This window comes from Streptomyces sp. NPDC047706, from assembly GCF_043204795.1.
Lineage (GTDB): Bacteria > Actinomycetota > Actinomycetes > Streptomycetales > Streptomycetaceae > Streptomyces.
In genome coordinates this window covers 209,667-233,303 of the sequence record NZ_JBIDCW010000008.1, presented here as the reverse complement: position 1 = coordinate 233,303, position 23,637 = coordinate 209,667, and the positions used below count along the sequence as shown (strand labels likewise).

Here is a 23,637-nt window from a genome sequence, read left to right as displayed (position 1 = left end):
ACTCAACAGCTCGATGGCGTGCTCGGGGAGGGCAACGTGGCGCATACCGCCATGTCTGGTACTGGAACGACCTCGGACGACGATCCCCTCCAGACCGCGGTGTGGAGGCTGCGCTCCCGGGCCTGCTGGGCCGACGCGGCCGCCCTGCTGACCCCCGCCACGCCGGCGGCCGCGCTGCAACGCGCCGCGCTGCTGGTCGAGCGATGTCTCTACACCGAGCAGGGCTGGCAGGAGGCGGAGGACGCCCTGCGCACGGCCGAGGCGCTGGCCCTCACCGACGAGGAACGGGGCGCGGCCGCCTGTGAACGCGGCCAGCTCGCCTACGCCGCCACCCTGCACACGGTCCGGGACCGCGCCGACGAGGCCCGGGCGGCACTCGGCCGCGCGGCGGCCCTGATCCCCCCCGGCACCCCCGGCCGCCCCCTGCTGGACTTCCGCCGCGGCCTGCTCGCCGAGAACCTCGCCCACTCCCCCCAGTCCGCCCAGGCCGCCTACCGCCGCGCCCACGCGGGCGCCACGGCCCACGCCAACACCCTCCTGCTGTCGTTCACCTGGCGCCACCTCGCCGGACTGGCCCTCAGGGAAGGCGACTTGGCCGAGGCCCGCCACGGCTTCGCCGAGTCCCTGCGCATCCGCGAGGAACTGGGCTACCTGGTCGGCACGGCGCCCGCCCTGGCCTCCCTGGCCGACACGGAGCCCGAACCCGAGGCCTCCCGCCTACGCGAGGAGGCCCGCCGCCTCTACCGCCTCCTGGGCGGCGTCCCCACCTGGCTGGCAGCCCACTTGAACCCACCGGCCCCGGACGCGGCAACGGCGTGAGGCCAGGGCGCACGAAGCCGCACCCGCGTACGGCGGGAAGGGGCCGTGCCGGGGTGTCCGCCCGCAGCGGTCGGCGCGCCGACACGGGCGAGTCGGCAAGAGACCGGTTCCGCGCCGTTCCGGGGACGGACCCCCCGGCGCGGCCCCGCCCCACCAGCCACCCGCCGGCGCCACAGGACAGCCGTGGCCCGCCGCACGCGCCGGCGCCTAACACCCCCAGGCGTAGTGCTCCTCCACAACCACCCGCACGGTCGTGAGGTCCCGCAACACGAGCGCATCCACCAGCGCGGCATGCTCGGCGGCATCGGCCATCAACTCCGTGCGCCCTCCCGGGCCCGAGGAGGGCCACTGCGCCCGCCGCCGGTGCACGTCGTCCGCGATCCGCACCAGCTGCTCGTTCCCGGCAAGTCCCAGCACACCCCGGTGAAACGCCCGGTCGGCCTCCGCATACGTAACCCCGCACCCGGAGGAAGCCGCCCGCACCGTGGCCTCCGCCAGCGGCCGCAACTGCGCCCATCGCTCACCGGGCACCGCACGGGCCAGCCGCAGAATCACCGGCACCTCGATCAGCCGCCGAACCTCGGCGAGTTCGGCCAGCTCACGCGAATCCCGCTGGATCACCCGGAAGCCCCGGTTCGGCACCACCTCGACCGCGCCCTCCAGCGCCAGCTGCTGCATGGCCTCGCGCACAGGCGTCGCGGACACCCCGAACCGCTCCCCCAGCGCCGGCGCCGAGTACACCTCCCCCGGCCGCAGCTCCCCGGTCGCCAGGGCCGAACGCAGCGCGCCCAGCACCTGCCCCCGCACCGACGACCGCCGCACCACAGGCCGGACCGGCTGCTCGGCATGCGTGTGCTCACCGCGCGCGGAGGCACTCGGCTCCGCGTCCGCGGCGCCGGGCTGCACGGGCACCCGCACCTCGGGCAGCGCCAGGCCCGCGAACCACGCCCCGGCAGAGGGCTGCGCACCTCGCTCCACGGGCCTCTCCTCCGGACGTGTCGGCACTTGAGGTCACTCGACCGAGAAGCACCCTAGGCGCAGAAGCCCCCCGTTCAAATCCCCACCACTTCCGGCTAAGGTAAGCCTTACCTTCAAACGGCCCCTGACGTCTCCGAATGGGTGGTCCCCGTATGCCCGCGCCCGCCTCGGCCACAGCAGACGCGTACGCCCGCCTCAGGGAGGCCGTCCCCGGCCTCGGCATCACCGAGCTGGGCCCGGCCCAGCCCTTCCCCGCCGGCCCCGGATGGATCACCAGCGACGCCCTCGCCGCAGGCAGCGCCGCCCTCGACGACTTCCTCGCGCACGACGACGCCCAGGTCGTCCGCGACTACGGCGTGCGGGCCCGCCCCGACGTCGTCGCCAGCTTCGGACTGCACCGCTACGCCTGGCCGGCCTGCCTGCTGATCACCGTGCCGTGGTTCCTCGGCCGCCGCGTCCCCCGCTACCCCGTGACGCATGTCTCGTACGACCGGACCGCCCCCGGCCTGGACATGGGCCACCTCCTGGTCCGCCCGCACGGCTTCGCCTGCCTCCCCGGCGACCCGGCGGCGGCCCTCCCCGGCGCCACGGTGGTGCCGGACGAGGAAGCGCTGCGGGCCGAGGTGCGCGCGGCGGTCGCCGAGCACCTCGAACCGGTCCTCGCCGCCTTCGGCCCCCGGATGCGCCGCCGCGGCCGCGCGCTGTGGGGCATGGCTACGGACGAGATCGTCGAAGGCCTGTGGTACGTGGCGCACCTCCTCGGCGAGCAGGACCGCGCGCGCCACGAACTGGAGCTGCTGCTGCCGGGCGCGACAAAGCCGTACGCCGGCTCGGCGGCCTTCCGCGAGCTGAAGGGCCCGAACGGCGAGACGCTGCCCACCCGGGACCGGGCGAGCTGCTGCATGTTCTACACCCTCCGCCCCGAGGACACCTGCGCCACCTGCCCGCGCACCTGCGACGCGGACCGCGTCACCAAACTGCTCGCCGCGACCGCCGCTTGAGGCGCCGAACATCCCGTAAGATCATCCAGCCCGCACCCGCACCGAAACCCACCCGGCACCACCAGTCCCGGGTGACCACATGCGGTCAGGGGTTTCACAACTCCCTCACGAGTCACCGCAACTTTCCGCCGCACCACTCGTACGGGTAGTCTTATTCGAACTCAACTCCCGCCCCTCAAGCGGCAGTTCGAGCAGAACGCCGCCCCGGGCATCCCCTTGCACTTCGATGGCGGCCTCTTGCCCCGAAACCCCCTGAGGGCCGGTGGGTTTGGGCCACCATGGCGGGCGTTACGCCCTATCCCAATGCAAGGGACCCCAGATGAGACTGACCGACATATCGCTGAACTGGCTACTACCGTGCGCCGTACTGCTCGCGGGCATGCTGACGGCGGTTGCGGTACTCCAGCGCGGCAAGCGTTCCGCGGGGAAGGACACGAGCGCGGACGACTCGTGGGAGCGTATGGAGGAGCGCCGCAGGCGCAAGGAAGCCATATACGGCACCGCTTCCTATGTACTCCTCTTCTGCTGTGCCGCCGTCGCCGCGGCACTCTCCTTCAAGGGCCTGGTCGGCTTCGGCCAGCAGAACCTCGGCCTCTCCGGCGGCTGGGAGTACCTGGTGCCGTTCGGCCTCGACGGCGCGGCGATGTTCTGCTCGGTGCTCGCGGTGCGGGAGGCCAGCCACGGTGACGCGGCACTCGGCTCCCGGATACTCGTGTGGACCTTCGCGGGCGCGGCGGCCTGGTTCAACTGGGTGCACGCCCCTCGCGGCCTCGGCCACGACGGCGCCCCCCACTTCTTCGCGGGCATGTCCCTCTCGGCGGCGGTCCTGTTCGACCGTGCCCTGAAGCAGACCCGCCGGGCGGCGCTGCGCGAGCAGGGCCTGATCCCGCGACCGCTGCCGCAGATCCGCATCGTCCGCTGGATGCGGGCCCCGCGTGAGACGTACAAGGCGTGGTCGCTGATGCTTCTGGAAGGTGTCCGCACCCTCGACGAGGCCGTCGACGAGGTGCGCGAGGACAAGCGGCAGAAGGAGCAGGCGCGGCTGCGCAGGCGTGAGCAGGAGCGGCTGGAGCGGGCGCAGCTCAAGGCGATCAGCCGGGGTCACGGGCGCGGCTTCCCCGGGCGCGGCTTCCCCGGGCGCGGCGGCGGCCGGCCGGTGGAGCTGCCGGCCGTGGAGCAGGGCAGCGCCGAGCGCCTCACCACGGAGCCTGCCATAGCCGCCCCGGAACTGCCCGTCCGTACCCGGCCCTCGCTCCAGCCCGTCCGCAAGGGCACCGAACCGGTCACGGTCGACCTCACCGCGGAGGACGACACCATGGCCCTCCCCCGCCTCGACTCCCTCGAGCGCAAGCTGAAGGACCTGGAGCAGCAGTTCGGCTAGGACCGGACGGCACGGGACGGGGGTGCGGTCCGACGCGGGCCGCACCCCGTGCCGTTCAGGCGGCGTCCGCGTCCGCCTCGAGTTCGAACCACACCGACTTCCCCACCTCGTGCGGCCGTACGCCCCACGCGTCCGCGAGGGACTCCACCAGCACCAGCCCCCTGCCGTGCGTGTTCTCGTCGGGGTCCGCCACCCGCGGCCGGGGCCTGCGGGAGACGTAGTCCCGTACCTCCACCCGCAGCCCGTGCGGCCCGACGGAGGCCGTCAGGACCGCTTCCTGGTCCGTGTGGACGATCGCGTTGGTGACGAGTTCGCTGGTGAGCAGTTCCGCTGTCTCCGCCCTGCCGGGCCGTCCCCAGTCCCGTAGCAGCCGGCGCAGCTCTCTGCGGGCCTCCGGGACGGCCCTCAGGTCCGCCCGCCCGAGTCTGCGTCTCAGGTGCTGCGCCTGTGCCTGCTCCGTGGCGCCGCCGGCCTCGTCCTCCACCGTTCCCGCCGAGAAGGCCCCGTACGCCGTGGGACCGCCCCCTCGTGCCTGCCTGTTCATGTCCCCCGCCCGCGTGCCGATGTCGGTTCCCCTCCTGCTCGAACACGTTCACGGGGATCCTTGCCCGATGGGCACCGGGGCAGTCATGTGGAATTGTCAACGACCGGGTGTTCGGCCACGGTCGTGACCGCCACGGGCGCCCCACCCGGCCGCCGCCCGCGCGCCCGGCGCGGTACGGGCCGCACCGGATCGCCCCAACCGCCGACCCGGCGCTGCCGATCCGGCCGTAGCAGGGGAGCGCGTGGGACCGCCGGTTCTCGGCTTCCGCTCCCCGGCCGCCGTACGGGAGCCGTGCCGCGTCCCGCGAGACTGGCCGGATCGGTGCGGTCGGCGCACAGCACGGCGGCCGCCCTCCCCACCCCCGTGGGAGAGGGGGCCGCTCCTCGCCGGGCGCGTCCGGTCAGTACAGCTTGCCGACGGCGGTGCCGGTCGTCTTCCTGAAGTCGCGGACCGGGGCGTCGGTGAAGTCGCCGAGCTGCGACCAGTCCACGACGGTGACGGTCCGGCCGTCGCGGCCCACCGACAGCAGGCGGACATCGGTGGCACCCCAGGACGTCCAGGTGTGCAGACCGTGCACGCGGGCACCCTCCTCGACCGGCACGGTGCCGTAGTCACGGTGCGCGGCACCGGTCTCCGGGTCCTCCTCGATGCGCTCCGGGCAGCTGCGGATCTCCCGGTTCATCCGGTCGGCCAGCGCCTTCGCCTTCACGGCGCTGCCCGTGACGATGGTGAGCTGGCGGGCACCGGTGTCGAGGTCGGTGCGGAACTCGCGGTAGCGGGAGTCGTACCCGGGGAAGACGTCGGCGAGGCAGAGGCCCAGCTCCTGCGGCACCCCGTCGGTGACCTTGCCGGCGGTCCAGGAGGACGAGGGGTGCGGCGGCAGTTCGGACGCCGAGAGGAACGCGGGCTGCCGGGTGGCCGGCGCGGTGGCCCCCGCCGGTGCGGCGAGGGCCGTGAGCGCGGTGAGCCCGGCGACGGCGAGTGCGGTGAGCGCGCCGGCTCGGATGCGGTTGGGCATGGAACTCCCCCGTGAAGGTGTCGTGTGAACGGAAGGTGTCGCCAGGCGCCGGGAGGCCGGTCCGGCAAGGCCTGGAGCGACACCACGAGCATCGGCGGTCACTGCCGGCAGCCGCAACAGCCGACGCGGCATCCAGCACGGTGGAACCATCCCAGCACGGCTGACGTGCAGGTATGTAGGTGCCTGGGATGCCGTCCCAGGCCGGGAGGGGGTCCGGTGCCGGCACATGACGACGTCGAGGAGTTCGCGGCGCTGCTGCGGGGGTTCAAGGCGCGTACCGACCGCAGCTACGGTTCGCTGGCCCGTCGCCTCGGCATGAACACCTCGACGCTGCACCGCTATTGCGCCGGTGACACCGTCCCGCTCGACTTCGCCCCGGTCGAACGCTTCGCCGCCCTGTGCGGCGCCACCCCGCAGGAGCGCCTGGACCTCCACCGGCGCTGGCTCCTCGCGAGCGCGGCACGTCAGCGGCACACCGCACGGCAGGCGGCCCCCGTGCGGGAGGCGGACCGGAGCCGAGGGGGAGAGTCCGGGGCGTGCGCGACCGCGGCGCGGGAGCGCCCGGCGGCGGACGTCGGACCGGGATCGGCCCCTGGACAGAAGCCCCTGGCGGACAAGCGCCACGTCCCCTCACCCCCGCCGCCCGAGCCCTCCGCGACGGCGGCGCGGACGAAGCACGCCCCCGTACCGGGGCTCCCCCTGGACGGCGCACGGCACCGCCGCTGGTACCACCCTCGCCGCCTGGCCCTCGCCGCCGGTCTCGCCTCCGTCGTCCTCGCCGCTCTCGTGGCCCTGCGTCCAAATCACGAGGGCGGCGAGGGCGGCGAGGGCGGCGAGGAGGCGAGGTCCGCCCGTCCGACGGACGTTCCCGCCCCGCTGGCCTGGGCCGCCGACTCCCATGCGTGGGCGCTCGGCTGCGGGCACGACTACGTCATCCGCAGGCCGCCCGACCGGGTCCCGCCGCCCCCGGCTCCGCAGGACGCCGGTGCGTGGGCGGCGGCGCAGGACGCCGTGCACGGGCGGGAGACGAACATCCGCGTCTCCGTGCAGGGCAGGACGTCCACGGCCGTGGTCCTGGAGGCACTGCGCGTCCGTGTGGTGGGCCGCAGCGATCCGGCGCCCGGCACGGCGTACGCCATGGACCAGGGCTGCGGCGGCGCGCTGACGCCTCGCCACTTCGCGGTCAACCTGGACGCCGGCCGGCCGCTCGCCCGCCCGATGCCCGGCAACGACGCGGGCGACCCGCTGCCGGCGGTGGGCATGCCCTACCGCGTCTCCGCCGAGGACCCGGAGGTCCTCCTGGTCAACGCCCGCACCGGGAAGTGCGACTGCTCGTGGTACCTGGAGCTGGACTGGTCCTCCCGGGGCCGTACCGGCACGGTCCGCATCGACGACGGCGGCCGTCCGTTCCGCACGACCGCCGTCGAGGACCTGCCCCGGTACGCGTACGACACCTCGGCACGCCGCTGGACTCCGTACGCCGAGTAGGCGGACGCGTGCTGGACCCCGCGACGCCGGGGTGATCCGCGAGCACCTCCTGGGCCGGGGCGCCTTGCCGGGGTCGGAGCGGGCGGCCGGAGCACGCGGCCTGCGCCGCCGTCCGGCGCGATCCTCGAGGCGGACAGGGCGGACCTTCCTTCAGCCGGTCGATCCACAGGGTTCGCCCTCACACCTCCCACACGGCCGCCGCAGTACGGTCGTCGGCGTAGCCCTTCACCCGGACCTGGGTGTCGGCGAGAAAGGCGGCGAGGCCCGGCGGCTGCTGGGACGACCACCGCTCGCGCAGATGCGCGGGCAGTTCCGGTTCGCCGCGCAGCGGCTCCGCGAGGCCGCCGGTGCACATCAGGAGCGTGTCGCCCGGCCGTGCGACGGAGGCGCGGAAGCGGAAGGGTTCGCGGGGTGGTTCGGGGGCCGGTTCGTAGGGGCTCGGCGGGGTCGGTAGGCCGAGGTCCATGGTGAGCCGGTCGCCGGCGCGGGTCTCGGCGGGCGGTGACCCGAAGCTGAGGACCGGTTCGCCGGTGACCTCGCCCGCCTGCGGTTCGATGTCCTGCCACGCGCCGTCACGCAGCCGGAACAGGCCACCGGCCCCGACGCCGAAGAACACGCGGGTACGGCAACCGGGGTCGGCGGGCAGGAGCAGACAGCGCAGGGTGGCGGCGTACTCGTCGGGCCGCAGGCCCTGTTCGGCGGCGCTGGCGCGGAGTCTGCCGAGGCTGCGGTCGGTGAGCCGGTGCAGGCCGGACTTCAGGTCGCCGCGCCGGCCGGCCCGTATGTCCTCGGCGAGCCGTGCCTGGCTGCGTCCCACCGCCCGCCCGATCCACTGGCACACCTCGGCCGCGGCGCGGTGCGCCCCGGCGGTGGCCCGGGCGCCGGTGGCCATGGCGACCAGCACGAGCGCGGTGTCGCCGCTGCCGAACCGCGCGGTGAGCAGGGCGTCGCGGCGCGGTTCGCCCCGGTACCGCGCGGAGTCCCCGCGCACCGAGGCCGCGCGCAGGGTGCAGGCGCCGTGGTGGGCGCCGTCCAGGACGGTGTCGGCGACGAGGCCGCCGAGGTCGTCGGGGTCGGCGGGCGGAAGGGCGGTGGGTTCGGGTTCGTAGGTGGGCGGGCCGGAGCCCACGTGGTGGAGGGGGGTGAGGGTGACGGGGTTCAGGCGGGGCGGGGCGGGTGGGGGCGGCGGGGGCGGCTCCGTGAAGGTGGGGGCGGGGGCGCCGGTGGCCGAGGTGGTGGGGCCCGTGGGAGGCGGTGGCGTGGGTACGGAGGGGACCGTCCCGGCGTCGCGGGACGCGGGGTCGGTGCCGTCGGCGCGGGGCGTGGCCTCCGGGCCGGCGGCGCGTGCGCCGCGCGGCGCCGGCAGGCCGCCGGGAGCGCCCGGCGGTCCGGTCACCGCCCCGGACGCCGAGGCGAAGCGGTCGTCGAGCGACTCGGGCGTGCGCGTGGGGCCCGTGTCCTCGGTGGTGTCGTCGTACAGCTGCCCCCACCAGTCGTCGGAGTGACCGGCGGGCCTTCCCCCCTGCTGGCTCATGCCCCCGATTGTCCACCGCGGGGGCCGGATGAGAACGGGGCGTCGGGAAAATGCGGTGCGACTCGCCGCGTCACGCGGCGCTTCCGGGTGAGGAGTCGTACGGGTGTCGGGTGCGGGATACGCAGGCCGCAGCAGGAAATGCCGTACGGATGTCCGAGGAAGCCGCCGGACGGCTCCACCCCCCACGGGAGAACCGCCCGGCGACGTGAAAGTCCCGGTGCCCGCCGGCACCGGGAGCCCCACCTTGGCAGAGTTGCGCGCGGTACGGCGATGATGTGCCCTGGCGGTTTTGCGCCGTGGCCTGTTTGCGCCACCGACAGTCCGGGGCCCGCATTCCGGGAGGGGGCGACGGCTGGTGCCGGCGGCGACCGGGCTGGACGGGACGCAGGAGTCGGCGTACCGCGCGCCGGTGGCGGTGGGTGCCGCCGACCTGCCCGAGCCGGCCCGGCGGCCGGCCCTCGGCGAGCACGACACCGAGCGCGCGCTGCGCAGCCTGGAACGGCACGGCCTCGCCGCCCGGTCGCCCGCGGGGCTGGGCGGCGCGGGAGCGCCGACGTCCCGCTCCCGGCGTCCCGGCCGCGCACGCGGCAGGTGCGACCTGCGAGCTTCCGCGGGCTCCGGCACGCTGGGCAGATGGGAGTGTGGCAGCCCCTGCTGGCCGGCCTGCTGATGGCGGCCGGCCTGTGCGGAGTGCTGGTGCCCGGCGTTCCGGGGTCGTGGCTGGTGTGGGCGGCGGTGATGTGGTGGGCGCTGCAGGACCCGCGGCCGGCCGCCTGGTTCCTGCTGGTCGGCGCCACTGTCGCGCTGTTACTGGCGCAGGTGGTGCGCTGGGCCCTGCCGCCCCGCAGACTCCGGGAGAGCGGCGCGTCGCCCCGCATGGCGGTGTACGCCGGACTCGGCTCGGTCGCCGGCTTCGTCCTCGTCCCGGTCGTCGGCGCCGTCCCCGGCTTCATGGCCGGCATCTACCTCTGCGAACGCCTCCGGCTCGGCCGCCACGGCGAGGCCTGGGCAGCGCTGCGCACGGCGATGCGCTCGGGCGGCTCCAGCGTGCTGGCGGAGCTGTTCACCTGCCAGCTGATCATGGGCGCCTGGCTGGGCGTCGTGATCTGGGGCTGACCGGCCCGCCGGGGCCTTGGGGCGTTCAGTCCTTGCGGCCGGTCACCGCGACCGTCACGCCCAGGCCGATCATGGTGAGGCCGCCGGCGCCGCCGACGGCCGCGAGCCGTCCCGGGGAGCGGGCGAACCAGTCGCGCGCACCGGCCGCGGCCAGCCCCCAGACGCTGTCGCAGGCCACGGCGATGAGGTTGAAGACCAGGCCGAGCAGCAGCATCTGCGCGACGACGTGCCCTTGCTCGCGGTCGACGAACTGGGGCAGCACGGCGGCGAAGAACACGATCGTCTTCGGGTTGGTCACCCCGACCGCGAACCCCTCCCACAGCGTGCGCAGGCCGCCGTGGCCGGGGTCCGGCCGGCGATACGCCGCCCGCAGCGCGTGCCGGCGGCGTATCGCGCGGACGCCCAGGTGGATCAGGTAGGCGGCGCCCGCGAGCTTCAGCGCCATGAAGACCAGGGCCGACCGCTCCACCACGGCGCCCACGCCGAACGCCACGGCGCCCACGGCGGCGTATGCCCCCACGGTGTTGCCCACGACGGTGGTCAGCGCGGCCCGGCGCCCCAGCGCCAGTGCCCGCCCCACCACGAAGAGCACACTCGGACCCGGGACCACGATCAGCAGGAACGACATGGCGGCGAAGGCCGCGAGTCGATCGGTCGGCACCATGCCGCCCACGCAACCACGTGGGCGGCAGGCGGTTCAAACGGTTAACCGGCGGCACCCGCGGGCGGCAGCGCGCCCTCCAGCGTGAGCAGCCGCACCTTGCGGTCCAGGCCGCCCGCGTAGCCGGTCAGCGAGCCGCCCGCGCCGATGATCCGGTGACAGGGGCGCAGGACGAGCAGCGGGTTGGCGCCGATCGCCCCACCGACGGCCCGTACGGCGGCGCGTGGCGCGCCGATCCGTGCGGCGATCTCACCGTAGGTGGTGGTCGCGCCGTACGGCAGGGACTCGATCGCGTCCCACACCCGCTGCCGGAACGGCGTCCCCTCGCTGCGCCACGGCAGCCGGAACCGCGTCAGCTCCCCGGCGAAGTAGGCGGCGAGCTGCTCCTGCGCCTCGCGGAACAGCGCGGGATCGTGCCGCCAGCAGTCCTGGACGGTCCGCCCGCCCCTCTGTCCGGGCACGGAGAGGGAGGTGAGGGTGCCGCCGGGGTCGGCGGTGAGCAGGAGCTCACCGAGCGGGCTGCCGACGGTGGTCCAGTGGGTCTCGGTCACGGGACCGCGTGCGGTGGTGCTCATGGGAACTCCAACTCCCCTGCGGTGCGCAGGTGCTGTACGGCGTACGAGCGCCAGGGGCGCCAGCTGACGGGAACGTCCACGCCGGGCGGGGCGACGTCGGGGTCGCCCAGGGCGCGGGTGCGGATGACGGCGACGGTGGTGGCGTGGAGGCCGGGCAGGGCGAGCAGGGCGGCCTGCGCGTCGTCCCGGTCGGCACCCGGATCGAGGCGTACGGCGCCGTCGGCGAGGGCCGTGCTGAGCGTGCCCAGGGCGCCCTCGGGTTCGGCGCCGGCGAGGACGGCCGGTTCGGGGAAGAGGTGGGTGAGGGTGCCGCAGGGCGCGTCGAGTGCCTTGCCGTACCGCCGTACCAGCCGCTCCGCCGCCGGGCGCCCCACCAGTGCCCGCATCGCGAGCTCCTCCGGGTCCGCGGCGCCGGGTGACCGCAGCCCGGGCCGCGCGGCGACCAGGGGCGCGAGCCTCGGATCGGCGCCGAGCCGCCCGTCGACGGCGTACGGATCGGCGTCGAGGTCGAGCAGCCGCCGCAGCCGCTGCACGGCGGTGGTGAGGTCCCGCTGGTCGGTGAGGTGCATCCGGGCGTCGAGCCAGCCGCCGGGGTGGGTGGCGGAGCCGGAGCCGCCGGTGCGCTCGTCGACGGCGACGATGCCGGTGCCGTACGGCAGCCGGAGGGTGCGCCGGTAGGTGCGCCGGCCGTGCGTGCCGCTCACCTCCTCGACGCGGGGAACCGCCTCGCGCGCCAGCAGGTCGAAGACGGCGCCCGCGTGATACGGCCCGCGGTGCGCGAGCCGCAGCGGGATCCCGGCGGCCGGTGTGTCCGCCCGCCGGGCGGTACGTCCCCTGGGCGCGGCGGCCCGCAGTTCGCTCGGGGTGGAGGCGTACACCTCGCGCATGGTGTCGTTGAACTGCCGCACGCTGGCGAACCCGGCCGCGAACGCGATCTGCGTGATGGGCAGACCGGTGGTCTGGATCAGCACGCGCGCGGTGTGTGCCCGCTGGGCCCGGGCGAGGGCGACGGGCCCGGCGCCCAGCTCCGTGGTGAGCTGCCGCTGCACCTGCCGGGCGCTGTACCCGAGCCGCGTGGCGAGCCCTGCGACGCCCTCCCGGTCCACGACGCCGTCGCCGATCAGCCGCATGGCTCGGCCCACGACATCGGCCCGTACGTTCCACTCGGCAGACCCCGGCACGGCGTCCGGACGGCACCGCCGGCAGGCCCGGAAGCCCGCTGTCTGCGCGGCGGCGGCCGTCGCGAAGAACCGCACGTTGGACCGCTTGGGGGTGACGGCGGGGCAGCTGGGACGGCAGTAGATGCCGGTGGTCCGGACCGCGAAGAAGAACTCGCCGTCGAACCGGGCGTCCCTGCCGCGCACGGCCTCGTACCTGGTGTCCTCGTCCATCACGCTGTCCAGTCTGCGCCCTGGAGAGGGGTGCGGCTGGCGGAAAACGGACACCCTGCTGTGTGACGTGGGACGAGTTCCGCGTGGACGGGCGGTGCGGGCACGGGTGGGCGCGGCGGCACGGGTGGGGCACCGGCCGGTGCCCCACCCGTGCCCGCCCCGGGCACGTCCTACCGCCGGTGCCCCCGCTTGGCCTCCATCGCGGCCCGCCCCTCGGCACCCTTGCGCTTCCAGTCCTTGCGGATCTCCGCCCGGAGCCGGGCGTCGGTCTTGGCCACGATCCACTGGTTCTCGCGGAGCAGCTTGCGATAGCTCTCCAGCCGCCGCACCGGCAGTTCACCCGAGTCGATCGCGGCCAGCACCGCGCAGCCCGGCTCGGACTCATGGGCGCAGTCGTGGAACCGGCAGTCCGCCGCCAGTTCCTCGATCTCCGCGAACACCTGCCCGACCCCGGTACCGGCGTCCCAGAGCCCCACGCCGCGCAGCCCCGGCGTGTCGATCAGGACACCGCCGCCGGGCAGCGGCAGCAGGTTGCGCGTGGTGGTCGTGTGCCGCCCCTTGCCGTCGACGTCCCGGGTGGCCCGCACCTCCAGCACGTCCTGTCCGAGCAGCGCGTTGGCGAGCGTCGACTTGCCCGCGCCGGACTGCCCGAGCAGGACGGACGTCCCCCCGGCGACGACGGCGGCGAGGACGTCCAGCCCGTCCCCGCCGACGGCGCTGACCGCCAGCACCGGCACGCCAGGCGCCGTCGTCTCCACGTCCTGGACGAGATGCGACAGCGTCACCGCGTCCGGCACCAGGTCGGCCTTGGTCAGCACGACCACCGGCTGCGCGCCCGACTCCCAGGCGAGGGCGAGGAAGCGTTCGACGCGGCCTAGGTCGAGTTCGACGGCCAGCGACACGGCGACGATCGCGTGGTCGACGTTCGCGGCGAGGATCTGCCCCTCGGACCGCTTGGAGGAGGTGGAGCGCACGAAGGCGGTACGGCGCGGCAGATACGTCCGTACGTAGCGGGGGCTGCCCGCGGGTTCGACGGCGACCCAGTCGCCGGTGCACACGACCCGCAGCGGGTCGTGCGGTGTGACGAAGGCGGTGTCGGCCCGCAGCGTGCCGGCGGCGGTGACCACGTCGCACTGGCCGCGGTCGACCCGGACCACGCGCCCGGGCAGCAGCCCCTCGGAGTCGTACGGGGCGAACTCGTCCGCCCACGCGTCGTCCCAGCCGTAGGGAGCGAGCGCGGCGAAAACAGAGGTGGAGGACAACAGGGAGACCCTTCACAAGGGTGGCCCCGGCGGGCGCGCGTCGGACGACGGGCGCGAAGTGTGGAGTGTGTGTCAGCCGGTGGCCACGGAGGTGGACTTGATGAGCTTCTGAAGGCGGGCAGCGCCCGGCACGGCGACAGTCATCGGGTCGGCACCTCCTCTCCACATACGCGGCGGGACGGCGGCGGCACGGGGGCCACGGCCGGTTGCGCCCTCACTCTAACCGGGCCCCTCGGTAGTCCGTCAACGCGTTTTCCGCACCGCCGTCCGGTCAGGCCCGTGTGCACTCCCGGCCGTTCAGCGTGAAGTCGTACGCCGGTGAGTTGGTGCCGCGCCAGGAGGCGAGGAAGCCGAAGGCGAGGCTGCCGCCGGCCGCGACGGTCCTGTTGTAGGCGGCGGCGGTGGCGGTGACGCGCGAGCCGTCCTGGCCGGCGCTCGCGTCCCACATCTGGCCGACCCGCTGGCCGTCCCGGAAGGTCCAGGCGACCCGCCAGTCGTCCAGGGGGCGCTCGGTGGTGACGGTGACGTGTGCCTGGAAGCCGTCGGGCCACTGGCCGGCCAGGTCGTAGGTGACATGGCAGGAGGGCCGTGCGCTCGCGCCGGGCACCGGCCGGGTCCGGGCCGCGGTGGTGGCCGAGCCCTGGGGTTCCGGGTCGGCGCCGGCGCGCCCGGACGGCGAGGCGGAGGTCTCCTCGCCCCTCGGCTGGGGAGCCGGTGACGCCGGCGCGGAGGGGGCGAGGGTGACGTCCGGCAGGGACGGGCGGGGTGCGGCCACCGGCCGGCGGTCGGCGGGGCCTGCCGGGGGCATGGAGCCGTCGCCGGTGCCGCCCTGCGGCATCAGGGTGACGGCGAGAGCGAGCAGGGAGACGAGGACGGCGGCGACGAGCAGGCCGCCGCGCAGCAGCCGCGCCCCGCCGGCGCCGGCGGGGGCCACGTCGTCGGGGTCGAGGGTGTCGGGGCGGCCCGCGCCGAGGCGTACCTCGGCGGCCCTGCGGCGGCGCTCCAGGTAGGCGAGGCCTCCCCAGCCGATGACGCCGCCGGCGAGGGCGCCGGGAAGACCGCCGCCGTGCAGGCGCAGACAGGCCGCTGCCTCCGCGCAGAGCACGCAGTGGGCGAGGTGCCGGGAGAGGTCGTCGGGGGTGTCGGCGACCGGCGAGCGGGTGACGGCGTCGAGGAGCCGGGCGTAGCTGCGGCACTGCGGGTCCATCGGCGTGTCGAGGTGGTTGCGCAGGCAGCGGTCCCGGAACAGGCCCCGCATCTCCGTGAGTTCGCCGCCGACGCCGCTCGGGTCGAGGCCGAGGCGGCGGGCGACCAGGGGCAGCGGCAAAGCCTCCACCTCGGCCAGCCACAGCAGTTCGGCGTCGGGGCCCTGCATGTCGCGCAGGGCGCGCAGCGCCAGCGGGCGGCGCAGCGGGGGGCCGGTGTGGCGGGCGGCCTGGTCGGAGTGGAGCCACAGGCGCAGGTCGGGGTCGAGCCGGTGGCCGTGGCCCCGCGTCTCCCAGTCGGCCGCCGTACCGCGCACGGCGGTCAGCAGCAGGGCTGTCCGGGGCAGCACGGGCTGCCGGGGCGGGCGCCGGCCGGTGTTGCGGTGCGGTCCGGACTCGGCGGTGCGGGCCTCGCGTATCCCGCGGGCGAACGCCTCCCGGGCGAGTGCCGTCGCGGCCGCGGATCCGGCCGTGCACAGGTCGGCGTAGGACAGCACCGTGTCCCAGTACTCGGAGAACAGCGCCGCCTCGGTGGCGTCCTGAGGGGTCGGCAGGTCGGGCATGGGTCTCCTGCGTCGGGCGAGGTCAACTCCCTTTGAGAACCTGGGGAGTTGTGGGGAAACCTCGGGCAGGGCAAGAGCCTTTCACGGTTTCGACACAACTGACAAGCGGGGTATTCAGAACGCCGCGAGGGCCCGGTCGCGGACGATGCGCGACCGGGCCCTCGGGGGTTCTGCGGGCCGTGTGCCTTCCTACTGCGCCGCCGTCGGGGACGCCTCCGGCGCCGTCCGCCGCTCCTGTGGTTCGTCCGTGGCCGGGAGGCTGTCCATGAAGGAGCTGACGGAGAAGACCGCGTGGCCGGGGCCGGGCGGGCCGTAGCCGGGCGGGGAGGTGAGACCGAACTCGTCCATGGTGGCGCGGTAGGCCTGAAGCAGCCGGATGTGGTACTCCAGCGGCGCGCCCTGCGGGTTGGCCTTGCCGAGCGGGGTGGTGGGCTCGGGGCACCAGGTGGTGAACCGGGGCGTGATGCCGTGCGACATGAAGAACCGCAGGCCCTCGGTGGTCGAGGCGATGGCCTCGTCGACCGTCGTGAAGCCGAAGGGCTCCGCCATCTCCACGCCCGCCACGAAGTTGGGGATGACGTTGCGGGCGCCGAAGATCTCCGCCGAGTCCAGGATCCGCCTGTGCCACTCGTCGCGGCCGACGTAGCGCTCCTTGCCCGGGCAGTACATCTTGAAGAGGTACTCGTCCCACACCTCGTAGTTCGGGTGGTAGATCTGCACGCCGTGGTCCTTGAAGCGCTGGACGTCGTCGCGCGGCAGGGCCTGGGCCACCACCTTGCCGATCCAGCGGCCCGGGAAGCGCTCCTCGATGGCCTTGGCGTACCGGCCGTAGAAGTCGGCCTCGTCCCGTCCGGCGACGGTCTTGGTGATGGCGCCGCCGGTGAGCGTGTAGGCGGTGGACGCCTTGGCGGTGTCGTACCGGTCGATGATCTCCAGGGCCTCCAGGACCTCCTCGACGTCCTTCACCCCGGTGTACGGCCGGCCGGCCGCCTTGTGCTGGCGCCAGTTGTGATTGATGTCGCAGTACTGGCACTCCTCCTTGGCGCCGAAGTACTGGCAGACCCGGAAGACGGTGAGGTAGATCAGGTAGCCCCACTGGATGGTGGGGGCCACCTCCATGACGGACTTCCCGTTGGACAGTGTGTGCCGGTAGTACTCCGGCATCGGCGGCACACCGACGTCGGCGATGCGCCGGCCGTCGAGGTAGAGGCCGAGCAGCCCGTCCTCGCCGGCGGCGACGCGGTAGGGCGAGGCCGGGTTCACGCGCACCGACACCACGGTGCGCCGCAGGTCGTACGGGCCGCCGGTGAGGATGATCTCCTCCGGCGGCCGGCGCAGCGCCGCCTCGCCGAGCTCGGGCAGGGTGCCGTGGTCGAAGGAGAAGATGAAGTACGACTTCGGCTTCACCTCGCCGCCCTCGTTGTCGCTGAGCGCGGAGGGATCGAAGGCGACACCGCCCCGGAGCAGGTCCTCCTTGAAGACGGCTTCCCGCGGCACGTGCGGGAAGCGCTCCATCAGATCCTCGACGAGCGCGGTGCGGCTGCTCATCCGTGACTCCTCCCTGCGGCGGCCTGCTGCGGTGTTCGACTCCTCACGGTATGCCCCCCGCCTCCGGGACCGTGCAGCCGGGTCCGGCGGGAAGCCTGGATGAAGGACGAAACGGACACCGCCCGGCGGCCGCCTCCCGGTGGCACAGCTGTCGCCCCTGGTGAGGTTTGCCGTCGCCGTCGCGCGTGGTCCGGCCCACGGCCCGGGTGCCGGGAGCGGGTGATGTGCTGGTCCCCGGCGTTGACACGTGGTCGAACGTGCCGGCAGCCCCTGGCCGTGCGCCGCCGGTGCCGAGGCCCTCCCGGCCGGCCGAGGGCCGGGCCACCGCGGCGTCGGCAACAGCGCCCGGGAACGGCGCCACACCACCCTCGTCCGGGACGGCCGGCTGTGCCACCGAGGCGCCCCGCGGTCGGTGCGCGCCCCGAGGGGGCCGGCGCAGGCGGCGCGAGGCGGGACGGCGCCCGCGCGCAGCCGGGCCTCTCCACCCTCCTGACGACGGAGCGGATGCGGCCGTCGGCAGTCTCCCGGCGTGCTGTCGCGTCATCCGGTCGGGTGGACGGCCACGGGGACGCGATCGTGCCGGGGAAGGAACTGGAGGTGCCCCACTCGAAGTCCGGCATCAAGGGCTGACCTAGGAGACCGATGTCCCTGCGCACCACCACACCTGCCGTCGGCTACGTCGAGGACGTCGCACCGGGTCGCGGAAGCCTCCCGCCCCGTGCCCGGTTCTCCTCCGACGCGCCCCGCGTGTCCCTGAACGGCGAATGGCGCTTCCGTCTGTCGCCCACCGCCGACGCCGAGGACGACTCCTTCGCCGAACCCGGGTACGACGCCACGGGCTGGGCCGGGATCACCGTCCCCGGCCACTGGGTCCTCCAAGGGCACGGGAGGCCCGTCTACACCAACCACCGCTACCCCTTCCCGGTGGACCCCCCGCGCGTCCCCACCGACAATCCGACCGGCGACCATCTCCGCCACTTCGACCTCCCGGCCGGCTGGCCGGACACCGGTGCCGCCGTCCTCCGCTTCGACGGCGTCGAGTCCTGTGCGCGGATCTGGCTGAACGGCACGGAGCTGGGCGAGTTCAAGGGCTCCCGGCTGCCGCACGAGTTCGAGGTCGGGAGACTGCTGAAACCGGCCGGCAACGTGCTCGCCGTCCGGGTGCACCAGTGGTCGGCGGGTTCCTATCTGGAGGACCAGGACCAGTGGTGGCTGCCGGGCATCTTCCGTGACGTCACCCTGCTGCACCGCCCCCTGAACGGCGTCCGGGACTTCTTCGTCCACGCCTCCTACGACCACGTCACCGGCGAGGGCACCCTGCGTGTCGACTCCGACGTGCCCGGCCGGGTCACCGTCCCGGAGCTGTCCGTCGACATCGCCACCGGCGAGCCGGTCACGGTCGCCGTGGAGCCCTGGACCGCGGAGATCCCGCGCCTCTACGACGGCGAGCTTGCCACCGAGGGCGAGCGGGTCGCCCTGCGCATCGGGTTCCGCACCGTGACCGTCGAGGACGGCCTGATCAAGGTCAACGGAAGGCCGGTCCTGTTCAAGGGCGTCAACCGGCACGACTGGCACCCCGAGCGCGGCCGCGCCCTCGACGCCGGGACCGTGCGGGCGGACGTGCTGCTGATGAAGCGGCACAACGTCAACGCGGTCCGCACCGCCCACTATCCGCCCCACCCCGCCCTGCTGGACCTGTGCGACGAGTACGGCCTGTGGGTGATGGACGAGTGCGACCTGGAGACGCACGGTTTCACCGCGCAGTCCTGGCGGGACAACCCCGTCGACGACGACCGCTGGACCCCGGCCCTGCTGGACCGCGCCGCCCGTATGGTCGAGCGGGACAAGAACCACCCGTCGGTCGTCGTCTGGTCGCTCGGCAACGAGGCCGGCACGGGGCGCGGGCTGACCGCGATGGCGCAGTGGATCCGCCGCCGTGACGACTCCCGCCTCGTTCACTACGAGGGCGACACCGGCTGCCGTGACACCGACGTATACTCGCGGATGTACACCCATCACGCCGAGGTCGAGCGGATCGGCCGCCGCCTGGACGGCGGCACGCACAAGCGCCGCGGGCTGCCCTTCATCCTGTGCGAGTACGGCCACGCCATGGGCAACGGCCCCGGCGGTCTCGCCGACTACCAGCGGATCTTCGAGTCGCACGAGCGGCTCCAGGGCGGCTTCGTCTGGGAGTGGATCGACCACGGCATCACCCACCCGGAGCTGGGGTTCGCCTACGGCGGGGACTTCGGCGAGGAACTGCACGACGGGAACTTCGTGTGCGACGGGCTGGTCTTCCCGGACCGGACGCCCTCGCCGGGCCTGGCCGATTTCAAGAAGGTGATCGAGCCGGTCCGGATCGAGGGGGACGGCCCGTCCGGCGCGGTGCGGGTCACCAACGCCTACGACTTCGCCGATCTGTCCGCACTGGTCTTCGAGTGGTCGTTCCAGGTGGACGGCGAGACGGCCGAGTCCGGCCCGCTGTCCGTCCCGCCGCTCACCCCGGGCGAGTCGGCCGACGTGAAGCTCCCGGCGCCGCCCGAGGCTCCCCCCGGCGCGGAGACGCAGTGGACGGTGCGGGCGCTGCTGGCCGAGGACACGGCGTGGGGCGACCGGGGGCATGTGGTCGCCTGGTCGCAACTCCCGGTGGCCAGACGGGAGTTCAGGGCACCGGCCGCCACGGCGCCGCCGACCGCCGACGGACCGCTCCTCCGGCTCGGCCCGGCCGCCTTCGACGCCCGCACGGGCGCGCTGCGCACCATCGGCGACATCGAGGTGACGTCGCTGCGCCTCGACGTCTGGCGCGCCCCCACCGACAACGACAACGGCGCCCCCTGGCAGCCCGACGCCCGCCACGCCCCGCGCTGGCGCAAGCTCGGCCTGCACCGGATGCAGCACCGGCTGGACGGCGTGGAGCCGGGCGAGGACACCCTGACGGTACGCACCCGGGTGGCGCCAGCGGCAGCCGAGATCGCCCTGCGGACGGTGTACCGCTGGACGAGCGACGGAACCCGGTTGCGGCTCTCCGTCTCCGTGACGCCCGAGGGCGACTGGCCGATGCCCCTGCCCAGGCTCGGCATCCGCTTCGGCCTCAAGTCGGCCGACGGGGTGAGCTGGTTCGGCGGCGGCCCGGGTGAGGCGTACCCCGACACCGGGTCGGCCGCCATGCTGGGCCGCTGGCACTCCACGGTCGACGAGATGCAGACCCCCTACGTCCACCCGCAGGAGAACGGCGCCCGCGCCGACGTCCGCCGGGCGGAACTCGGCGGGCTGCGCATCGACGGCGACCCGGAGTTCTGGTTCACCGCCCGGCGCTGGACGACCGAGCAGCTGGACGCCGCGACGCATCTGACCGACCTCACGCCCGGCGGGACGGTGTGGGTCAACCTGGACCACGGACTGACGGGCATCGGCTCCCAGTCGTGCGGCCCCGGCCCCCTCCCCGAATACCAGCTGCACGCACGGCCCAGCACGTTCGGCTTCGTCTTCACGGAGATCGGCTAGGGAGCGTACGAGGTCCGGGGCCCTCCCGGGCCTCGTACACTTCACGGCCATGACCGAACCGCCCTCCCCCACGACCGACTGGCGCGCGGACCGGATCGGCAGCGCCCTGCGCGGCGAGAACCCGACCGTGCTGCGACGCCTGGACGCCGGCTTCGCGGTGATCGGCGATGTGCAGTTCCTGCCGGGCTACTCGGTGCTGCTCGGCGACGACCCGGCGATCGGCCGGCTCTCGCAGCTGCCGAGGCGGCGGCGGCTCGCGTTCCTCTGCGACATGGACCGGCTGGGCGAGGCGGTGGAACGCGCCTGCAAGCGGTTCGATCCGGCGTTCCGCAGGGTCAATCTGGAGATCCTCGGCAACACCGACGCGTTCCTGCACGCCCACGTCTGGCCCCGCTTCGACTGGGAACCCGCCGATCGTGTGCGGCTGCCGGTGTGGCTCTACCCGCGCGGCCACTGGGCGGACGAGCGGCACGCGCTCGGTCCGCGGCACCTCGCCCTGCGCGAGGCGATCGGTGAGGAGCTGGACGCGCTGCCTGCCTGAAGGCCGGCCCTCAGTGGTCCGCGCAGCAGGGGGTCGGGTCCGGTACCTCGAAGGGCGTCAGGGTTCCCCCGGCCGCGGGCTGGACGGTGAGCACCAGCGCGCCGTCCTGCCACTGGGGCCGTACGTGGTCGCGGGTGACGACGGGGGTTTCCGCAGCGGGTGGCCCCGTGGTGCCCAGGACGGTCACGCCGTCGATCGCGGAGCGGGACAGCAGCTCCGCGATCGGCAGCGTGCCGGTGAGGTGGGCCATGCCGGGGTAGAGCACGGCGCGGCCCGCCGCGTCGGGAGCCCCGTCCGTCACCACGTGGCCCCTTGCCGTCAGCCCCTCCCGGGCTCTCAGCAGGACCTCCTCCGACTCCACCGCGAAGGACAGCGCGACGCGCGGCCGCTCGTCGCGCACGAGGTGCGTGCAGCCGAACGTGCTCTCGGGGAGGGCGAGTTCGGCCGCCAGCGCGTGCAGCAGGTGGTCGGTCCCGCGCAGGTCCTTCAGGCCCGCGTCGACGGTGAGGACGTAGGGCGTCACGAGGGCAGGACCCACACCGGGTTGGAGTAGAACCACAGGTCCAGCCACGGGTCGGCGTCACCGACGACGTCGAGGGCCGGGCCCGCCGGGTCGACGGCCGCGCCCATGGCGCCGACGGCGCCGCGGTTGCCGTCGGTGCCGCGCAGCCGGACGTAGACGGGGCGGTCGACCTTGCCGAGGTCGTAGGTGAGGCGGACGGTGCCGCTGGACTTGTCCACATCGTAGGACTTGACGACCCTGGCGGTGGGCGCGGTGAAGGTGTCCTTGTCGGAGACCTCGCCGGTCACGTCGCCCTGGATGACGTCGACGCGGGCCAGGGCCGGCAGGAAGCCCGCCCAGTTGGGGCCGCCGGCCAGGGCCACGTCCACGGTGAGCGTGACCTTCGTGCCCCTGCGCACGTGCAGGGCGCCGCCGAGGGTGGCCCAGCGGCTGCCGCCGGAGACCCGGACATCGAGGCCGCTGATCAGCTGGCCGTGGTCGACCCAGATACGGCCCGCTCGGATGCCGTCCATGACGGCGGCGTAGGAGAAGCCGTCGGCGCCGACGTGGGTGCGGCTGTAGTGGCCCGGCCAGTAGTCGCCCTGGGTGACGTCGATCTTCCCGGCGTAGACCGGGTCGTCATAGCGGCCGTTGGCGTGGAAGTCGCCGCCGCCGCGCGCCGCGGTGTCGGCGTAGACCTGGTGGGAGTCGGAGTTGGCGGTGATCCACCAGGGCTTGCCCTCGGCGAGCAGGCTGTCCCACAGGCCGCCGACGGTGGCGGTCATCCAGTCGAAGCCGCCCCAGGTGCGGTAGCTCTCCAGCGGGTATCCGGCGAAGGAGTCCGCGCTCGGGTTGTTGTCGTAGATGCCGCGGGCCCGGCCCATACCGAGCGGTGCCGGGAGGCCGGCGGCCTGGTGGCCGGGCGCGCCCTCGAAGCCGACGGCGATCTGGTGGCTCGCGGGCGTCGCGTCCCGCCAGGCGCGGATCTCGTGCGGGGAGTCGACGCCGCGCCGCGCCGGGTGGTTGGCGAGCATCAGCGCGTCCTTGACCTTGCGCCGCCGCACCTGGTCGGAGAGGAAGGCGAGGCCGGCGACGGCCAGGGCCTCGTTGGCTGGCGAGTTGCCACTGGCGCCCTTGACGCTGCCGTCGTAGTCGGTCTCGAACTGCTTGAGGACCGAGACCTCGTTGCGGCCGGGGTGCACGAACACCGTGCCGTGCTCGGCGGCCGGGATGTTCCACTCCAGGCCCTGGAAGACGAGGGTGTCCTCGTAGGCGGCTCGGGCCTGCTGGATGTCCGGGTTGACCTTCTCCACACCGATCCTGGCGTGCGTGGTGCTGCCGTGGTCGGTGATGACCAGCCAGTCCATGCCGTGCTTGGCGCCCTGGCGGACCTGGTCGACGACGCGGTACTTGCCGTCGCTGCTGTACTGCGTGTGGATGTGGTGGTCACCGGCGAGCCACAGGAATCCCTTGCCGGGGCGTCTGCGGGAGGCGGCGGCAGCGGGCGCGGCCCCCGTGGCGGCGGCGCCCGACAGCACGCCGCCGGCGGCCAGGCCCGCGCCCAGCAGGCCTGCGCGGCGCAGCAGCGAGCGGCGGGATTGCTGCTCGGGGGTCAGGGCGTCGTCGGGTACGGAGGTGTCGAACGCGGCGGGCAGAGCCGGGTGCTCGTGGCCGTGGCCGTGGTCGTGTCCGTGGTGGTGATGCCCGGGTGCGTGGCTGTGCCCCATGATGCGCCTCCGATCAGCGGCGCCCCTGCGCCGTGTTGAGGAGAATCGAGGCAGCGGATGAACTCTCCACGACCCCCGCGTGTTCCCCGGGCGTCATGCGAACGGCCGCTCGGCCCCACCCGCACCCTTCCCCTCACCTGGCCTGTCCCACAACGGCATTTACAGCCGATTCCGGGTGCCTCCTGCTTCGCCGCCGGCCGTCCCGTCGCGGCCGCCGCCGATCTCGCCGCCCTCGCCGACCTCGCCGACGAGGGAGCGGGCCGTCGACGCCCCGCACAT

At 74.3% G+C, this 23,637-nt stretch carries 19 protein-coding genes and 1 pseudogene; 8 read left to right on the top strand and 12 right to left on the bottom strand.

What is annotated here, in order from left to right; genetic code table 11:
* Positions 1–51: 51 nt before the first annotated feature.
* Positions 52–819 (top strand): hypothetical protein, encoded by a 768-nt coding sequence (locus ACGF8A_RS12620; protein WP_393107125.1) that lies wholly within the window; start codon positions 52–54, stop codon positions 817–819.
* 207 nt (positions 820–1,026) lie between these two features.
* Here the strand turns inward: ACGF8A_RS12620 and ACGF8A_RS12615 are convergent, their stop codons facing one another.
* Positions 1,027–1,797: a GntR family transcriptional regulator gene (locus ACGF8A_RS12615; RefSeq protein ID WP_393107123.1), complete on the bottom strand. Its 771-nt coding sequence runs from the start codon at positions 1,795–1,797 to the stop codon at positions 1,027–1,029.
* A gap of 152 nt (positions 1,798–1,949) precedes the next feature.
* Between ACGF8A_RS12615 and ACGF8A_RS12610 the strand changes: the two genes are divergently transcribed.
* Together ACGF8A_RS12610 and ACGF8A_RS12605 are read left to right on the top strand one after the other, a co-directional pair.
* A complete protein-coding gene (locus ACGF8A_RS12610) occupies positions 1,950–2,798 on the top strand; it encodes a (2Fe-2S)-binding protein (protein WP_393107120.1) in 849 nt (282 codons plus the stop codon).
* 319 nt (positions 2,799–3,117) lie between these two features.
* The gene (locus ACGF8A_RS12605; RefSeq protein WP_393107118.1) at positions 3,118–4,179 is read left to right on the top strand and encodes a DUF2637 domain-containing protein; all 1,062 of its coding nucleotides are present in this window, start codon (positions 3,118–3,120) and stop codon (positions 4,177–4,179) included.
* Between the two features lie 55 nt (positions 4,180–4,234).
* Here the strand turns inward: ACGF8A_RS12605 and ACGF8A_RS12600 are convergent, their stop codons facing one another.
* Together ACGF8A_RS12600 and ACGF8A_RS12595 are read right to left on the bottom strand one after the other, a co-directional pair.
* Positions 4,235–4,723: an ATP-binding protein gene (locus ACGF8A_RS12600; protein WP_393107115.1), complete on the bottom strand. Its 489-nt coding sequence runs from the start codon at positions 4,721–4,723 to the stop codon at positions 4,235–4,237.
* 400 nt (positions 4,724–5,123) lie between these two features.
* Complete coding sequence (locus ACGF8A_RS12595; protein ID WP_393107113.1) at positions 5,124–5,741, bottom strand: hypothetical protein; 618 nt, start codon at positions 5,739–5,741, stop codon at positions 5,124–5,126.
* Between the two features lie 216 nt (positions 5,742–5,957).
* Between ACGF8A_RS12595 and ACGF8A_RS12590 the strand changes: the two genes are divergently transcribed.
* Complete coding sequence (locus ACGF8A_RS12590) at positions 5,958–7,229, top strand: helix-turn-helix domain-containing protein (RefSeq protein ID WP_393107111.1); 1,272 nt, start codon at positions 5,958–5,960, stop codon at positions 7,227–7,229.
* Between the two features lie 178 nt (positions 7,230–7,407).
* On the opposite strand, the gene ACGF8A_RS12585 is transcribed toward ACGF8A_RS12590, so the two are convergent.
* A complete protein-coding gene (locus ACGF8A_RS12585; RefSeq protein WP_393107109.1) occupies positions 7,408–8,763 on the bottom strand; it encodes a protein phosphatase 2C domain-containing protein in 1,356 nt (451 codons plus the stop codon).
* A 355-nt stretch (positions 8,764–9,118) separates the two neighbouring features.
* Between ACGF8A_RS12585 and ACGF8A_RS12580 the strand changes: the two are divergent.
* Both ACGF8A_RS12580 and ACGF8A_RS12575 read left to right on the top strand, forming a co-directional pair.
* A pseudogene (locus ACGF8A_RS12580) lies at positions 9,119–9,301 on the top strand (helix-turn-helix transcriptional regulator); the annotation flags it as partial.
* 95 nt (positions 9,302–9,396) lie between these two features.
* Positions 9,397–9,879 (top strand): DUF456 domain-containing protein, encoded by a 483-nt coding sequence (locus tag ACGF8A_RS12575; protein WP_393107107.1) that lies wholly within the window; start codon positions 9,397–9,399, stop codon positions 9,877–9,879.
* Positions 9,880–9,904: 25 nt separating this feature from the next.
* Here the strand turns inward: ACGF8A_RS12575 and ACGF8A_RS12570 are convergent, their stop codons facing one another.
* From ACGF8A_RS12570 to ACGF8A_RS12545, 6 genes are all read right to left on the bottom strand, one after another.
* Positions 9,905–10,543 (bottom strand): LysE family translocator, encoded by a 639-nt coding sequence (locus ACGF8A_RS12570; RefSeq protein ID WP_393107105.1) that lies wholly within the window; start codon positions 10,541–10,543, stop codon positions 9,905–9,907.
* Between the two features lie 41 nt (positions 10,544–10,584).
* Positions 10,585–11,115: a methylated-DNA--[protein]-cysteine S-methyltransferase gene (locus ACGF8A_RS12565; protein WP_393107103.1), complete on the bottom strand. Its 531-nt coding sequence runs from the start codon at positions 11,113–11,115 to the stop codon at positions 10,585–10,587.
* A complete protein-coding gene (locus ACGF8A_RS12560) occupies positions 11,112–12,506 on the bottom strand; it encodes a DNA-3-methyladenine glycosylase 2 family protein (protein ID WP_393107224.1) in 1,395 nt (464 codons plus the stop codon). Before ACGF8A_RS12560 ends, ACGF8A_RS12565 begins: the two co-directional genes overlap by 4 nt.
* Before the next feature lie 170 nt (positions 12,507–12,676).
* Positions 12,677–13,768 carry a ribosome small subunit-dependent GTPase A gene (rsgA, locus tag ACGF8A_RS12555; protein WP_393107101.1) on the bottom strand — a complete coding sequence of 364 codons (1,092 nt, stop codon included), beginning with the start codon at positions 13,766–13,768 and terminating at the stop codon, positions 12,677–12,679.
* A 271-nt stretch (positions 13,769–14,039) separates the two neighbouring features.
* Positions 14,040–15,536 carry a cellulose binding domain-containing protein gene (locus ACGF8A_RS12550; RefSeq protein ID WP_393107099.1) on the bottom strand — a complete coding sequence of 499 codons (1,497 nt, stop codon included), beginning with the start codon at positions 15,534–15,536 and terminating at the stop codon, positions 14,040–14,042.
* A 189-nt stretch (positions 15,537–15,725) separates the two neighbouring features.
* On the bottom strand, positions 15,726–17,084 hold the full coding sequence (locus ACGF8A_RS12545; protein ID WP_393107097.1) for a radical SAM protein: 1,359 nt from the start codon (positions 17,082–17,084) through the stop codon (positions 15,726–15,728).
* Between the two features lie 642 nt (positions 17,085–17,726).
* On the opposite strand from ACGF8A_RS12545, the gene ACGF8A_RS12540 reads away from it, so the two are divergent.
* Positions 17,727–20,588, top strand: coding sequence for a glycoside hydrolase family 2 TIM barrel-domain containing protein (locus ACGF8A_RS12540; protein WP_393107095.1), 2,862 nt, complete (start codon positions 17,727–17,729; stop codon positions 20,586–20,588).
* A gap of 49 nt (positions 20,589–20,637) precedes the next feature.
* Entirely contained in the window at positions 20,638–21,129 is a 492-nt protein-coding gene (locus ACGF8A_RS12535) for a diadenosine tetraphosphate hydrolase (protein ID WP_393107093.1), read from the top strand.
* 10 nt (positions 21,130–21,139) lie between these two features.
* Here ACGF8A_RS12535 and ACGF8A_RS12530 read toward each other — a convergent pair whose 3' ends face one another.
* Both ACGF8A_RS12530 and ACGF8A_RS12525 read right to left on the bottom strand, forming a co-directional pair.
* Complete coding sequence (locus ACGF8A_RS12530) at positions 21,140–21,652, bottom strand: hypothetical protein (RefSeq protein ID WP_393107091.1); 513 nt, start codon at positions 21,650–21,652, stop codon at positions 21,140–21,142.
* Complete coding sequence (locus ACGF8A_RS12525; protein ID WP_393107089.1) at positions 21,649–23,358, bottom strand: PHP domain-containing protein; 1,710 nt, start codon at positions 23,356–23,358, stop codon at positions 21,649–21,651. Before ACGF8A_RS12525 ends, ACGF8A_RS12530 begins: the two co-directional genes overlap by 4 nt.
* Between the last annotated feature and the right edge of the window lie 279 nt (positions 23,359–23,637).